General features: G+C 69.0%; 14 protein-coding genes. 5 read left to right on the forward strand and 9 right to left on the reverse strand.

The features are described from left to right. Positions 1 to 134: 134 nt before the first annotated feature. From ACZ5BU_RS13420 to recA, 5 genes are all read right to left on the reverse strand, one after another. A complete protein-coding gene (locus tag ACZ5BU_RS13420; RefSeq protein ID WP_465698547.1) occupies positions 135 to 494 on the reverse strand; it encodes an antitoxin in 360 nt (119 codons plus the stop codon). A 157-nt stretch (positions 495 to 651) separates the two neighbouring features. Then, positions 652 to 1,044 carry an MmcQ/YjbR family DNA-binding protein gene (locus tag ACZ5BU_RS13425; protein ID WP_465698549.1) on the reverse strand — a complete coding sequence of 131 codons (393 nt, stop codon included), beginning with the start codon at positions 1,042 to 1,044 and terminating at the stop codon, positions 652 to 654. Positions 1,045 to 1,054: 10 nt separating this feature from the next. After that, on the reverse strand, positions 1,055 to 1,378 hold the full coding sequence (locus ACZ5BU_RS13430; protein ID WP_465698551.1) for a GNAT family N-acetyltransferase: 324 nt from the start codon (positions 1,376 to 1,378) through the stop codon (positions 1,055 to 1,057). 123 nt (positions 1,379 to 1,501) lie between these two features. Continuing rightward, positions 1,502 to 1,996, reverse strand: coding sequence for a regulatory protein RecX (locus ACZ5BU_RS13435; protein WP_465698553.1), 495 nt, complete (start codon positions 1,994 to 1,996; stop codon positions 1,502 to 1,504). A gap of 1,666 nt (positions 1,997 to 3,662) precedes the next feature. Continuing rightward, positions 3,663 to 4,733, reverse strand: a complete 1,071-nt coding sequence (gene recA, locus ACZ5BU_RS13440) for a recombinase RecA (RefSeq protein WP_465698555.1) — start codon at positions 4,731 to 4,733, stop codon at positions 3,663 to 3,665. 250 nt (positions 4,734 to 4,983) lie between these two features. On the opposite strand from recA, the gene ACZ5BU_RS13445 reads away from it, so the two are divergent. Continuing rightward, the gene (locus ACZ5BU_RS13445; protein WP_465698557.1) at positions 4,984 to 5,775 is read left to right on the forward strand and encodes a hypothetical protein; all 792 of its coding nucleotides are present in this window, start codon (positions 4,984 to 4,986) and stop codon (positions 5,773 to 5,775) included. 40 nt (positions 5,776 to 5,815) lie between these two features. After that, positions 5,816 to 6,376 (forward strand): GrpB family protein, encoded by a 561-nt coding sequence (locus ACZ5BU_RS13450; RefSeq protein ID WP_465698559.1) that lies wholly within the window; start codon positions 5,816 to 5,818, stop codon positions 6,374 to 6,376. 34 nt (positions 6,377 to 6,410) lie between these two features. Here ACZ5BU_RS13450 and ACZ5BU_RS13455 read toward each other — a convergent pair whose 3' ends face one another. Together ACZ5BU_RS13455 and ACZ5BU_RS13460 are read right to left on the reverse strand one after the other, a co-directional pair. Further along, positions 6,411 to 6,605 carry a DUF3046 domain-containing protein gene (locus ACZ5BU_RS13455; RefSeq protein WP_465698560.1) on the reverse strand — a complete coding sequence of 65 codons (195 nt, stop codon included), beginning with the start codon at positions 6,603 to 6,605 and terminating at the stop codon, positions 6,411 to 6,413. After that, a complete protein-coding gene (locus tag ACZ5BU_RS13460; protein WP_465698562.1) occupies positions 6,602 to 7,807 on the reverse strand; it encodes an LppM family (lipo)protein in 1,206 nt (401 codons plus the stop codon). The genes ACZ5BU_RS13455 and ACZ5BU_RS13460 overlap by 4 nt, the downstream gene beginning before the upstream one ends. 133 nt (positions 7,808 to 7,940) lie before the next feature. Between ACZ5BU_RS13460 and ACZ5BU_RS13465 the strand changes: the two genes are divergently transcribed. From ACZ5BU_RS13465 to ACZ5BU_RS13475, 3 genes are all read left to right on the forward strand, one after another. Then, complete coding sequence (locus tag ACZ5BU_RS13465; protein WP_465698564.1) at positions 7,941 to 12,575, forward strand: ATP-dependent helicase; 4,635 nt, start codon at positions 7,941 to 7,943, stop codon at positions 12,573 to 12,575. Positions 12,576 to 12,579: 4 nt separating this feature from the next. After that, positions 12,580 to 13,365 (forward strand): Fpg/Nei family DNA glycosylase, encoded by a 786-nt coding sequence (locus tag ACZ5BU_RS13470; RefSeq protein ID WP_465698566.1) that lies wholly within the window; start codon positions 12,580 to 12,582, stop codon positions 13,363 to 13,365. Positions 13,366 to 13,466: 101 nt separating this feature from the next. Then, positions 13,467 to 13,928: a DUF4262 domain-containing protein gene (locus ACZ5BU_RS13475; protein ID WP_465698568.1), complete on the forward strand. Its 462-nt coding sequence runs from the start codon at positions 13,467 to 13,469 to the stop codon at positions 13,926 to 13,928. A gap of 8 nt (positions 13,929 to 13,936) precedes the next feature. Here ACZ5BU_RS13475 and ACZ5BU_RS13480 read toward each other — a convergent pair whose 3' ends face one another. Both ACZ5BU_RS13480 and ACZ5BU_RS13485 read right to left on the reverse strand, forming a co-directional pair. Further along, positions 13,937 to 14,227 (reverse strand): helix-turn-helix domain-containing protein, encoded by a 291-nt coding sequence (locus ACZ5BU_RS13480; RefSeq protein WP_167213467.1) that lies wholly within the window; start codon positions 14,225 to 14,227, stop codon positions 13,937 to 13,939. Between the two features lie 163 nt (positions 14,228 to 14,390). Then, entirely contained in the window at positions 14,391 to 14,900 is a 510-nt protein-coding gene (locus tag ACZ5BU_RS13485) for a CinA family protein (protein WP_465698570.1), read from the reverse strand. Between the last annotated feature and the right edge of the window lie 27 nt (positions 14,901 to 14,927).

A 14,927-nucleotide genomic window follows, 5' to 3' on the forward strand; every position in this document is an offset into this window, starting at 1 on the left:
ACTGGTCCGGTCAGCGCCGGGTCCCGTCAGCGCTGGCTCCGGCCAGCGCTGGCTCCCCGTCAGCGCGGTCCCGTCAGCGGTGCGCTGCGCCAGCACTGGTCCGATCAGCGCTCGTCCGATCAGCGCTCGTCCCGTCAGCGCTGGGTTTCGTCAACGCTCGTCGCGTCCGCACTGGTGCTGGGGGCGCTGGTGCCAGGGGCGCTCGATCCGGCGGTGTCTGTGCTCGATGCCGCGTCCGGCGTGGTGCTGCCCGTGGCAGCATCGGTGGTTCCGCCCGGCTCGGTGGATTCCGCGGCGGGCGTGTCCTCGGAGGTCTGCTTGTCGACGAACGTACCGACCTTCTGCTGGACCGCGTCGACCTTCTCCGCGTACTTCCCGCCGGTCTGCTTGTCGATCAGGTCGCCGGCCTTCTCGACGCCGGCCTTGATCTTGTCCGGGTTCTGCTTGACGACATTCCGGAGCCAGTTCTTCGCCTGTTCCTGGAAATCGTTCATTGCACCCTCCGCGGTGTCTGGGGCGGATCGACGGAAAAATCCCAGCGTACGGACCGGCCCAAGTACCGGTCCTACTTCGGATAACACACCGTCACGCCCCACCCGTCAACGCCCCTCGCCGCACCCCACCCCCGGAATCCGGTAACGCTCCGTAGCGCTAACTGTTCTCCAGGTGCGCTTTCGCGACGGCAGCCGGCGCATGAACCAACCACGCGTCGAGCAACACTTCCTGCAAAACACTCTCGGACAGCTTGTCCAGCTGCACGAGTACGGCGGCGTACCCGTTGAAATGCGGAATCGTGAAGAACCCGTCCCCCACCCGCGCCGCGAGCACGGCCTCCTTCTCCGCCAGGTCCTCCACCGACAACGCGAGGATCGGCCCGTCCGGCGGCGTCTCGTCCCCGAACCGCTTCAAATCCGCCTTACTGAACGGCCGCACCCACGCGTACGCCTTCCCCCCAACCTTCCACGTCTGCAACCCGTGCCGAGACGTCTCCTCAGTCTCCGGCAACCCCGCAACCACCCGCTCCACATCCCCCAAACTCACCATGCGGCCCACGCTACTCCCGCACCGTCGCAGTGCCGGCCCACGACCACGGGCCGACGCAACGTGTGAACCCGCGACGCACGTAGAACTCCGCGGCCTCCTCACCGACCGCCGACACGAACACCACCTCGGCCCCGGCCTGCGCCAGCCATGTTCGGCACTCGTCAAGCAGGGTCGCCCCGATCCCAGCTCCACGTCGCCCGGGCGCCACCACCAGTTCCTCGACCATCCCGTACGGCTCATGCCCGTAATCGACACACGTCCCGACCACGACTCCAACTACCTCGCCGTCATCGACGGCGACAAATGTCTGTGCTGCCTGTCGGACGTAGGGCAAGGTCGTAGCGTCAGCCGCCACACCGTGCAGCTCGCGCAGCAGCCGCCGTATCCCCGCCCGGTCCTCCGCCGCACCGCGACGAACCTGCGCCTCGCCAGCAGGACGGTGTTCCACCGTGCTCGCTTACTCGGGCCCGAGACCCGACGAATCGAGGAGTGGGAACTCGTCGTGATCGGCATCGAGTTCTTGTTTGACGATGGTCATGGCCAGGCCGCCCGGATATCCCTTGCGGGCAAGCATTCCAAGCAGCCGGCGCATCGCCACCTGGCGGTCGAGCGAACGCATCGAGCGCAGCTTCCGCCGTACCAGCTCCCGGGCCGTCTGCTCCTCCTGCTCGGGATCAAGCTCCTCGAGCGCATCCCGCGCCAACTGGTCGTCCACCCCACGCCGCCGAAGCTCCTGCGCCAGTGCCCGCTTCCCCAGCCCGCGCCCGCGGTGCCGCGACTCCACCCACGCGTTCGCAAACGCCGCGTCGTCGATCAACCCGACATCGGTGAACCGGTCCAGCACCTCATCGGCAACCTCGTCCGGAATCTCGCGCTCGGCCAGCACATCAGCCAACTCCGCCCGCGTCCGCGGCTGCCCCGTCAACTTGTCCAGCAAGATCGTCCGAGCCACCGAATACGGATCAGCCTCCTGATCCACGCCCCGATCGAACTCAGGCTCATCACCGGTACGCGACTTCCGCCGCCCAAACCCCCCACCAACCCGCCGCCCCGAAGCCTGCCGCCCCGAGGCCCGCCGCCCACGCGGCCGCTCCACCCCGGCGTCCTCCCCCGCCGAACCCGCCGAACCCGCCGAAGCACGGTCGCCACGCGTGATGAGCTGGTCAACAGGCGTCCCGCATACAGGATCTGCGGCTCGAGCCGGCTCTTCCGCAGCCGACCCGTAGGTCAGCTCACCGGTCGCCGACGCAGACCTCTCACCACGAGCCCGGCGCTCACCGGTCACTGAGGGGCTCGATGAACCGTGGCCCACAGCCGCATCATCCGAATCCGCCCACGGATCAAACGCCGACTCAACCGCCCCATCGCGCGCCCCGCCGGCCTGCCCATCACGCCCGCGGCTCTCGTCAAGCCGGTCACGTCCGTCGGCAGACAGCCCACCCGCAGCCGTTCCAGTGGAATCGTCGACCTCCGCCCATGGATCGACGGGGTCGGAAACGATGCGACTGGTGCCTCCGGGCTCGCCTTCGACGCCGGCGGACGACGACTCGCCTTCGGACGCCCCCGGGGAACCCGCGGCACCAGCGCCAACCGACGCACCCCACGCCCCATCAGCAGACGTGGTCCCAGGCGCAACAGACGTGCCCTCGAGCTCAGCGGACGCGCCGTCAGACTCGACGGACGTGACCGCAGGCTCAGCTGGGGTCGCCTCGAACGAGGCGGACGTAGCCGCAGGCTCAGCGGCGGTCGCCTCGAGCGAGGCGGACGTGGCCTCGTGCTCAGTGGGCTCCCTGTAGAAGGAACGGTTGCTGGGCAACGGTTGGTCATCGGCGAAGGCGCGGGCCGCGGCCAGCCGGTCCTCGGCTTGTGCCTTGAAGGTTCGTACGGTCTGAGCGTCGTCGTCGCCCCACGGGTCAGTCGGATCTGCCTCCGGCACGACCCGACGGCCCGTCTCCCGAACCTGCTCATGCTTCGACGGCGACCCCCAAACATCCCGGCCTTCTGGGTCCTCGCTACCCGCCCCAGCATCCTGACGGGCAGAGTTCTCAACAGGCTGCTCAGCACGCCGGCGTACAGAATCCTTGCCGGGCCGCGGCTCAGCAGTCTCACGGGAAGAACCGGTGCGACCCTGGGACTTCTGTCGACCGCGCTCACCCGGGTTTTGAGGCTGGTCCGATGAAGGCTCGTCCCACGGGTCGACGTTGCCGGCCGTTCGTTTGATGGAGCCTGGGCGCGGGCGTGCGTTGTTCCGGTCGCCGTCCTCCAAGAAGTCCTCGGAGTCCGACCGGGCCGCGCCACGACCGCGTGTACTACGTGCGCTTCGCCGCCTGGCGGACGGCTCGTCGTCCGATCGCGCCGACCGACCCGCCGAGGCTCTTGACGGATCGTCGTTCTCGCCCGCGGTGATGGACCCCGGCGTGCCCCGTTCCTCGGCTGCTCGTTGAGTTGTCGTACGGCGGAACGATGTCCGCTCTCCAGCGGGAGCCGCCGACGTGCCGTCAGCCAGGAGTTTGCGGGCCAGGGCGAGGCGTTCGTCGTGGGGCAGGGACAGCGCCGCGGGGGCAGCGTCGTCGGCAGCTGAGAGCTGCCGGGGGACGCTGCCGTCCGCGGAGGGTCGATCAGAAGTCGACATCGACCTCGGCCGCGGCCGCGTCGGCCGGCTGGTCGAGCGTCGGGCCGATGCCCATCTTCTCCTTGATCTTCTTCTCCAGCTCGTTGGCCAGATCGGGGTTGTCGCGGAGGAAGTTCCGCGCGTTCTCCCGGCCCTGGCCGAGCTGGTCGCTCTCGTACGTGAACCAGGCGCCGGCCTTGCGGACGAAGCCCTGGTCCACACCGAGGTCGAGCAGGCTGCCCTCACGGCTGATGCCCTGGCCGTAGATGATGTCGAACTCGGCCTGCTTGAACGGCGGGGCCACCTTGTTCTTCACGACCTTGACGCGGGTCCGGTTGCCGACCACGTCGGAGCCGTCCTTGAGCGACTCGATCCGGCGAACGTCCAGCCGCACCGACGCGTAGAACTTCAGCGCCTTACCACCGGTCGTCGTCTCCGGGGAGCCGAACATCACGCCGATCTTCTCGCGCAACTGGTTGATGAAGATCGCGGTCGTGTTCGTCCCGCTCACCGCACCGGTCATCTTCCGCAGCGCCTGGCTCATCAGCCGGGCCTGCAGACCGACGTGACTGTCGCCCATCTCGCCCTCGATCTCGGCGCGAGGCACCAGCGCGGCCACCGAGTCGATCACGACGATGTCGATCGCGCCGGAGCGGACCAGCATGTCGGCGATCTCCAGCGCCTGCTCGCCGGAGTCGGGCTGCGAGACCAGCAGTGCGTCGGTGTCGACGCCCAACTTCCGCGCGTACTCCGGATCGAGCGCGTGCTCGGCGTCGATGAACGCCGCGATGCCGCCGGCCCGCTGGGCGTTCGCGACCGCGTGCAGGGCGACCGTCGTCTTACCGGAGGATTCCGGGCCGTAGATCTCGACCACGCGGCCGCGCGGCAGACCGCCGATCCCGAGCGCGATGTCGAGCGAGATCGAGCCGGTCGGGATGACCTCGATCGGTGGCCTGTTCTGCTCCCCGAGGCGCATCACCGATCCCTTGCCGCACTGCCGCTCGATCTGCGTCAGCGCGGTCGCAAGCGCCTTCTCGCGATCGGCCACCGCGCGCTCCGCACTCGCTGCACCCGCCATGTGACTGCCACCTGACCCATCTGATAATCCGGGGCAGCGCACCGGCCGCCCGAAGGAACTTCGTTGTCGCCAGAGAAGGTATTCGTTGCCTCCGACAGTTTTCGCCGCCACTTCGAATCTGTGGACAACTCGGCCGTCGTGACACCTTCCGGAGACCAAAGTATCCCGAACACGTGTTCGAATCACAACTGACACGCCGAAGCCTGACCGGACAGCCGTCCTGCCCCATCGGATCCCTACCCTTGCGGGTGTGACAGACCGGCCCGACGTCCCCGATTCCGCCGTGGTCCTCGCGATCAGCCGCGTCGAACTCGGCATCGACCACGTCCTCGACGCGCTCCGTACCCAGGACCCCTTCGGCATCCGCAGCTACCTCACCGAGTACTCCGAGCAGGAGCAGCCGAACCTCGCCGAGAAGGGCCTGATCCTCGCGATCGACCGCCTCCTGCAGATGAAGGTACCGGGTCACGAGGAGTGGCCGACGCTCCCGCTGGCCAAACGCTGCGACTGGTGGGTCGAGCGTCTCGGCGGGTTCGCCGCGGTCGTCGCCGGACTCCCCCGGCTCAGCGGCGCGGCGGCGGACCGGCTGCCGATGAAGGACACCCTCGGCGCCGCGGTACAGGCGATGGTGATCGGGGCGGTCTGCCGCGAGTACGGCGTGGAGGAACACGCCGACCGTACGGCGATCATCGCCCGGGTACTCACCGATCGGCCGATCACCCCCGACGAGGTCTTCAAGTACGACGATCCCGAGGTCGCCGGCAAGGACGTCGCCGAGCAGCTGGGCCTCGACGAGGTTTCGAAGGACATGGGCCTGCGCAAGGGCGTCCGGTTGGTGTGGCGGCTCAGCAAACTGTTCGGCGGGCTCAGCGAGGTGTTCGAGGAGCGTCCGCGGGGCAGTCTCGGCGCCAGGTTCATCGGGAAGTTCCCGGGCGTCGGGGTCGTCGGCGGGTTCTTCGACGAGCGCAAGGGGATCAAGAAGGCGGCGTACGAGGCGGCGGACCTGCTTACCGACAGCACGTTCCGGGTCAAACCGATCTGACCGCTGGGCCGCTCACCTCACTCCTGAGATGATTCTGAGCATGACTGGGATCGTCATCGTGCGGCCGGACGAGACCTGGCCCGCGCAGTACCAGAAGACCGCGTACACGATCGGTGGTGTGCTGGGCGACCTGGCGCAGCGGATCGACCACATCGGGTCCACCTCGGTGCCAGGCCTGCCCGCCAAGGACATCCTCGACATCCAGGTCACCGTCGCGACCGAGCCGGAACTGGACGACGTGGCGCAGCGGATGGTCGCCGCTGACTGGGAGCTCCGCCCGCCGCGGCGCGATCACCCGGTACCGGGCCTGCCCACGGACGAGGGCCAGTGGGTGAAGCGGATGCTCGTCGAACCGATGTACCGGCGCAGGGTCAACCTGCACATCCGCGTGGCCGGCCGCGCCAACCAGCGGTACGCGCTGCTGTTCCGCGACTACCTGCGCAGTCATCCGGAGACGGCCCGGGCGTACGGCGCGTTCAAGCAGTACGCGGCCACGCTCCGGCTCGAGATCGGTGACTACAGCGACCTCAAGGACCCGGTCTGCGATCTCGTCTATCTACCTGCCGAGGAGTGGGCCGCCCGCACCGGATGGACCGGCTGACGGGCGGCACCCACCACGTTCGTTGCCTTGGGCATCAGCGTTCGCTGGGCGGAAGGTTCAGGTGCGCCCACACAGCGCGCCACACCACCTTGGCGGTCTCACCGTCGGCCAGGGCCTCGACGACCGTACGGCCGTTGAGCTCCTGGACCACCTGGGTCTCTGCCCAGGTCCGTGCGTACGCGGGACCGAGATGGTGATCCATCCGTGCCCAGAATTCCGTCAGTCTCATGCCTGCCCGTCGTCATCCTTCGGCGGTCCCCAGCCGCCCTGCTGCCCCTGCTGAGGCGCCGACGGACCACCCTGCTGTTGCTGACCCCAACCACCTTGCTGCGGCGGCTGCCCCTGCTGAGGTGGCTGCCCCTGCTGCGGCGGCTGCCCCTGCTGAGGTGGCTGCCCCTGCTGAGGTGGCTGCCCCTGCTGAGGTGGCTGCCCCTGCTGAGGTGGCTGCCCCTGCTGCGGCGGCTGCTGCTGAGGCGGACCCCACTGCCCCTGCTGAGGCTGCCCAGGGTACTGCGGCCGGCCAGGCTGACCAGGCTGACCGCCGTACGGCGGCTCCCCCTGCTGCGGCTGGCCCGGGTACTGCCCCGGCTGGCCCTGCGGTCCGCCGTACTGCCCCGGCTGGCCCTGCGGTCCCCCGTACTGCCCAGGCTGACCCGGGTACTGCCCGCCAGGGCCTGGCTGACCGTACTGCTGCTGGCCGTACCCCTGCTGGTACTGCCCCTGCGGACCCCCGTACTGCCCAGGCTGGCCCGGGTACTGCCCTGGGAACGGCTGGCCGTACCCCTGCTGCCCCTTGCTCTTGCGGCTGCGCAGAACGAAGAACACGACCGCGGCGATCACCAGCAACAGCACCACGATGATCAGGATCAGCGCCCACGCCGGGAACCCGCTGCTGGCCTCGGAGGTCAGCGAGATCTTCGCGAGCTTGTCGAGGCTGTCGTACGTCGCCGTCCGGCCGCTGACCTTGGCACCGTCGTCGTGCTCGAGGATCCTGCCCGGCATGGTGATCTTGAAGTTCACCTCAGGCTGGCTGCTGCCCGCCGGCAGGTTGCCGACGTTGCCGCCGTTCACCGAGACCTTGACCTTGTCGCCCTCCTTGCGGAAGCCGACGCCGTCCTCGCTCGCGCCGCCCATCTTGTCGAAGGGCACGTTCGAGAAGGTGCAGTCCGAGCCGACGTACTTGCTGTCCTCGTAGGACTTGCAGGTGACGCCCTCGGTCGCGGACGTCTTGATGCTGCTCTCGATCTCCTGGCGGATCTTGTCCAGGGACTGGCCGCTGGACTGCAACAGCTGCTTGTCCACGCCGATCTTCATCGAGCCCGAAACCGTCTCGTTCGACCCGACCTTCAGGTCCCCGTCGATCTTGACGCACCCGGTCAAACCGACCAGGCAGGCCACGACGACGAGGGCTGCACGTACGCGGTTCATCATGTTGCCGATCATTCCAGACGACGGGGACAAAACGCGCACCGGACGGAAACCGCGTGCTCACGGTCGGCGACGGACGCCCGATCGGGCGGTGGACGGAACCAGCACGTGAAAACTGTCGGAGGCACCCGGCAAGATGGTCGGCGTGAAGAAGACCAGCGCGTTGAGCCGGTTCTCGCCCGCGACCCGGGCGTGGTTCGGCGACGTCTTCGAGGCGGCCACCCCGGCCCAGCTCGAGGCGTGGGACGCCATCACCGCGGGCCGGGACGCGCTGGTGGTCGCCCCGACCGGCTCAGGAAAGACGCTGGCCGCCTTCCTGTGGGCGCTGGACCGGCTGGCGACGACGCCACCACCGGAGGACCCGAAGCTGCGCTGCCGCGTGCTGTACGTGTCACCGCTGAAGGCGCTCGCCGTCGACGTCGAACGCAACCTCCGCGCGCCGCTGATCGGCATCCGCGAGACCGCGCGCCGGCTCGGAGAGGCCCCGATCGACGTCGAGGTCGCCGTTCGGTCCGGCGACACCCCGGCGAACGAGCGGCGCCGGTTCGCCACGCGGCCCTCCGACGTACTCATCACGACACCCGAGTCCTTGTTCCTTCTCCTGACGTCACAAGGCCGCGAGTCGTTGCGCGGTGTCGAGACCGTCATCGTCGACGAGGTCCACGCGGTCGCGGGGACCAAGCGGGGCGCACATCTCGCGCTCACTCTCGAACGGCTCGACGAACTGTTGCCGAAGCCGACGCAGCGGATCGGTCTGTCGGCGACGGTGCGACCGGTGGAGGAGGTCGCGCGGTTCCTCGGCGGCGAGCGGCCGGTCACGGTCGTGCAGCCCAAGTTCGTGAAGCAGTGGGACCTCAGCGTCGTCGTACCGGTCGAGGACATGGCCGAGCTCGCCGCGACCGAGGTGGAGACTTCGGGATCGGCGGCCGGGCCACAGCAGCACGCTTCGATCTGGCCGCACGTCGAGGAGCAGGTCTTCGATCTGATCAGCCGGCACAAGTCCACGATCGTCTTCGCGAACTCACGCCGTCTCGCCGAACGCCTGACCGCCCGGCTGAACGAGATCGCCGCGGAGCGCGCCGAGCTGGAGCTCCCGGAGCTCGGTTCGCCCGCTCAGTTGATGGCCCAGTCAGGCGGCTCGCTCGCGGCGCCGCCGTTGATCGCGCGCGCCCATCACGGCTCGGTGAGCAAGGAGCAACGGGCGCTGATCGAGGCCGATCTGAAGTCCGGCCGGCTGCCGTGCGTGGTGGCGACGAGCAGCCTCGAGCTCGGGATCGACATGGGGGCGGTCGATCTGGTGATCCAGGTCGAGGCGCCGCCGTCGGTGGCCAGCGGGCTGCAGCGCGTCGGCCGGGCGGGTCACCAGGTCGGTGCCGTCTCGCGTGGCGTGCTGTTCCCCAAGTTCCGCGGCGATCTGATCGACACCGCGGTCGTCGTCCAGCGGATGCGCGACGGCCTGATCGAAAGCCTGCACATCCCGGCGAACCCCCTCGACGTGCTCGCCCAGCAGATCGTGTCGATCGTGTCCCTCGACTCGATCAACGTGGACGACCTCTTCGCTCTGGTACGGCGTTGCGCGCCATTCGCGACGCTGCCGAGATCGGCGTACGACGGCGTGCTCGACATGCTGTCCGGCCGCTACCCGTCGGACGAGTTCGCCGAGCTGAGGCCCCGGATCGTGTTCGACCGGGTCAGTGGCGAGATCTCGGGGCGGCCGGGTGCGCAGCGGCTCGCGGTGACGAGCGGCGGCACGATTCCCGATCGCGGTCTGTTCGGTGTGTTCCTGGTCGGCGAGTCGACCAACCATCGCGTCGGCGAGCTCGACGAGGAGATGGTGTACGAGTCACGCGTCGGCGATGTGTTCACGCTCGGCGCGTCCAGCTGGCGGATCGAGGACATCACCCACGACCGGGTGCTGGTCTCCCCCGCGCCGGGTCAGCCGGGCAGGCTTCCGTTCTGGAAGGGCGATGCCGTCGGGCGTCCGGCGGAGCTCGGTGCAGCGACCGGGGCATTCGTCCGCAAGATGGCGTCACTGCCTGCGGCCAAGGCCGTCGAGCGCGCGCGGACCGCGGGCCTCGACGAGTACGCCGCCAACAATCTCGTCTCCTATCTCGCCGAGCAGCGCGACGCGACCAGCCGCGTGCCGGACGACGTGACCATCGTGGTGGAGCGGTTCCGTGACGAACTCGGCGACTGGCGCGTCTGCGTGCACTCGCCGTACGGCGGTCAGGTACACGGGCCGTGGGCGCTGGCGATCGCCGCGCGGCTCCGCGATCGCTACGGGATGGACGCGCAGTCGGTCTCGGGCGACGACGGGATCGTGCTGCGGCTGCCCGAGACGGACGAGGCGCCGCCCGGTGCGGAGCTGGTGTTGTTCGATCCGGCCGACATCGAGGATCTCGTCACCACCGAGGTTGGTGGGTCGGCGTTGTTCGCGGCGCGGTTCCGGGAATGTGCGGCGCGGGCGTTGCTGTTGCCTCGGCGCAATCCGGGCCGGCGATCACCGCTGTGGCAGCAGCGGCAGCGGGCGTCACAGTTGTTGAGTGTGGCGAGCAAGTTCGGCTCGTTCCCGATCGTGCTGGAGACGCTGCGCGAGGTCTTGCAGGACGTGTACGACCTGCCCGCGCTGAAGGATCTGCTGACCGGGATCAGCGAACGCCGGATCTCCGTCGTCGAGGTCGAGACGGCCGAGGCGTCGCCGTTCGCGAAGTCCTTGCTGTTCGGCTACGTGGGCGCGTTCATGTACGAAGGCGACAGCCCGCTTGCCGAGAAGCGTGCCGCGGCGCTCGCACTGGACCAGAGTCTGCTGGCCGAGCTGCTCGGCCGGACCGAGCTACGTGAACTGCTCGACGCCGAGGTCGTACTGCGTACCGAGGCCGAGCTGCAACGCCTGGCGGAGGACCGTCGTGCCCGTGATGCCGAGGGCCTGTTCGACGTACTGCGCATCGTCGGGCCGCTGTCGTTGCCGGAGGCTCTCCAGCGCTGCGTCGACGGCTCGGACGCGGAAACGTGGCTGACGTCCTTGGCGGCAGCGCGCCGCGTCGTGCGGGTGCGGATCGCGGGTGAGCACCGGTGGGCGGTTGTCGAGGATGTTGCGCGATTGCGCGACGCTCTCGGCGTCCCGCTGCCGCCCGGGGTTGCCGAGGCGCATGCCGAGCCGGTCGCCGATCCGCTCGGCGACCTCGTGTCCAGGTATGCACGCACGCACGGCCCGTTCCGGGCGATCGATCTCGCGACGCACCTCGGGATCGGCGTCGCGGTCGTCAGCGAGGCTTTGCGGCGTCTGGGTGCGGCCGGCCGAGTCGTCGAGGGCGAGTTCCTGCCGGGCGGGATCGCGCTCGAATGGTGTGACAGCGAGGTGCTCAGGCTCCTCCGGCGGCGGTCGCTCGCGGCACTGCGCAAGGAGGTCGAGCCGGTCGATCCGTCGGCGCTGGCCCGCTTCCTTCCCGCGTGGCAAGGCATCACCAGCGGGCGCGGCCGTGGCTACGACGTGCTCGTCGCCGCGGTCGAGCAGCTCGCCGGATGCGCCGTGCCGGCGTCCGCGCTCGAGTCGATCGTGCTGCCGTCGCGGGTGCCTGGGTATCAGCCGTCGATGCTGGACGAGCTGACGGCGACCGGCGAGGTGGTGTGGGCCGGCTCGGGTTCGCTGCCTGGGACGGACGGTTGGGTGTCCCTGCACCTCGCGGACAACTGCGACCTGACGTTGCCGGACCCGGATCCGGCGTTCGAGCTGAGCGAGACTCATCAGGCAGTGCTCGACGCCTTGTCGGGGGGCGGAGCGTTCTTCTTCCGGCAGTTGAGCGACGTGATCGGGGCGAGCTCCGGCGTTGTGGACGACGAGGCGCTCGTCACCGTCCTCTGGGATCTCGTCTGGGCCGGGTATCTGACGAACGACACGTTGACGCCGGTCCGATCGCTCGTCAGCGGCGGACGCGGCAGCCATCGGACCCGCCGTACGACGCCACGCGCGCGGCCGGGACGCCCGCGACCGGGGCGTCCGTCGATGCCGTCGCGAAGCGGTCCGCCGACGGCGGGTGGACGGTGGTCGTTGCTTCCGGCCCGCAGTTCGGATGCGACCCGGCGCGCGCATGCCGCGGCCGAGACGCTGCTCGACCGCTACGGGATCGTGACGCGTGGATCGGTCATCACCGAGCGCACGCCTGGCGGGTTCGCGGCCGTTTACAAGGTGCTCAGTGCCTTCGAGGAGTCCGGGCGGTGCAGGCGCGGGTACTTCGTCGCGGGGCTGGGTGCGGCGCAGTTCGCCTTGCCCGGCGCGGTCGACCGGCTGCGCGCGCTGGCAGAATTACCTACGCCCAAGGCCGAAGGGCCGTTCGGGCCACCGGGTCGGTTCGGACCAGGTACCGGCGGAGCGAGTCGCGGCCGGAAGGACGACGAGCTGACCGTGCGTGCCGTCGTACTGGCTGCGTCCGATCCGGCGAATCCTTACGGTGCTGCTCTGCCGTGGCCTGAGCGGGAGAACGCCGGCGGACACCGCCCGGGCCGGAAGGCCGGCGCATTGATCGTGATGGTCGACGGGCAGCTGATCGTGTACGTCGAACGTGGCGGGCGGACCGTGCTGAGTTTCACCGAGGACCCTGACCTCTTGCAGCCGGCCGTCGACGCGCTGGCGCTGGCGATCCGGGACGGTCAGCTCGGCAAGCTGAGTGTGGAGACGGCCGATGGTGAACAGGTGCGGCACACGGCGTTCGGGGATGCTCTGGCCAAGGCCGGCTTCCACGCGACGCCGCGTGGGCTACGGCTCCGGGCGTGAGTAGATGCCCGAGGGAGATACCGTCTGGCGGGCGTGCAAGCGGCTGAACCAAGCCCTCGCCGGCCAGGAGCTCACCCGCACGGACTTCCGGGTGCCCTCGCTCGCGACGACCGATCTGAGCCGGCGAACAGTCCTGGAAGTCGTTGCGCGCGGCAAGCACATCCTGATGCGGCTGTCCGGCGGGCTGACGCTGCACAGTCACTTCCGGATGGACGGCAGCTGGCATCTGTACCGGCCTGGCGAGAAGTGGCGTGGCGGGCCCTCGCACGAGATCCGGGTGGTTCTCGACACTGAGCCTTGGACGGCGGTCGGCTATCGGCTTCCGGTGCTCGACCTGGTCGCTACCGACGACGAGGGCAGCGTGGTCGGGCATCTCGGCCCGGATCTGCTGTCGCAGACGTTCGACCGCGCGACGGCGATCTCGAACGTTGAGTCCGATCCTGGACGGACCGTCAGCGAGGCCCTGCTCGACCAGCGCAACCTGGCCGGAATCGGCAACTTCTACCGGACCGAGGTGTGTTTCCTGCTCGGGCTGCACCCGTGGCGGCCGGTCTCGGCGGTCGACGTACCGGCCGCGATCGATCTGAGCCGGAAGCTGATGAAGGCCAACGTCCGTAACGGCACTCAGGTCAGCACCGGAGTCGACCGCCCTGGCCAGCGCTCCTGGGTGTTCGAGCGGGCTGGCAAGCCCTGCCGCCGCTGCGGCGCGACGATCCTCACTGGTTCGCTCGGGGAACCAACCCGCGAACGCGTCACGTACTGGTGCCCGGCCTGTCAGCCCGAGGCCTGACCGGCTGGAAATTGCCCTGTGGACAACGTCTCCACAGCGGCCGTACGCGGATACCTTCTCTGGCGCATCGAACAACTGTTCGACGCGGAGAGGAGATGGCGATGTGCGATCTGTGTGGCGGCCTGACCGACGAGCAGTACGCCCAGGAGCTCGAGCAGAAGATCCAGACCTACGGCTGGGCGATGGTTTACGTCTCGGGCGACGGCGCCCGAAATCCCGCCTTCGGATACACGCTCGGTCTCAGTCTGTACGAGCATCCGGAAATCATCATCTTCGAGGAGGAGCCGGCGTACGCGCACCTCAGCCTCAAGCCGCTGGCCTGGGCGGTGATGGACGGTGCCGAGTTCGACGAGGGCGACGACCTGTCCTGCTTCTTCCCGCCGCCGGACACCGCCGCGCTACTGCGATTCCCGGACTCGGCCACCCACCTGTTCACGGCGAACACGATGTTCCGGCAGCCCGGCCGGCCTCCGTTGCCCGCGCTGCAGCTCGTCCGGCCGGGGCGGACGCCACTCTTCCGGCCGACCGACATCCGGCGGACTCCGTACGGAGGAGCCCGATGAACCGCGACTCAGGCGGCCGAGGCCACGACCTCGGGCTCGATGGCCGGATGCGCCAGCACCAGTGCCTCTTCGCGGGCCAGATCCTCGCTCACCTCGGCGAAGACCGTCGACAGGGGTACGTCGAGCGCCATGCAGATCGCCGCCAGCAACTCACTGGAGGCTTCCTTCTGGCCACGCTCGACCTCGGACAGGTAGCCGAGGCTGACGCGGGCGTCGGCGGATACCTCGCGCAGAGTGCGCCCCTGGCGCAGCCGCTTACGCCGCAGCACGTCGCCCAGCAGGCCACGAACCAGCACCATGAGGTTTCTCCCTTCCGCCTGTCCGGCCGTGTCTACCCGCACGGTAGCTCGGCCGTAGGAACCAACGGTACCTGCTGCTGGGTCACTACTTCCCGCAATGTCCACCTTCGGTGCGCCGTGCCAGTCTTCCTTACCTGTCACCATGCTGGTACCAACACCCCGTTCAGTCGAGTTCTTCCGCCACAACCGCGGCTCCGAGTTCCAGGACCGCCTGCACACTCCCCCGCCGGACAGCCGTACGATCTCCGGCCAGTTGCAGCTTCCGCACCTTCACCGAGCGCGGGCCGGCCGCCGCGACGTACACGGTCCCGGCTTCGACACCGGCCTGCGGGTCAGGACCGGCCACACCGGTCGTCGCGAGGCCATAATCCGCCTCCAGACGCTCCCGTACGCCGCTGGCCAAGGCGGCGGCCGTGTCCGGATGCACCGGCCCCACAGCGGCCAGCAGGTCCTCCGGCACCCCGGCGAGCTTGGCCTTCAGGTCAGTCGCGTACACCACGACACCGCCCCGATACACAGCCGACACCCCCGGCACATCAGTCAGAACCGCACCCACCATCCCACCCGTCAACGACTCAGCCGTCGCCAGCGTCACGCCGCGTTCCAACAACAAGCCGACGAGTCGGCCGACCGCCGCATCAAGCCCGTCCCCAGCCACCCGGCACCTCCACATCGCAACCAGTACCTGTACTCAACACCA

It is taken from the genome of Kribbella sp. NPDC031520 (assembly GCF_055580825.1).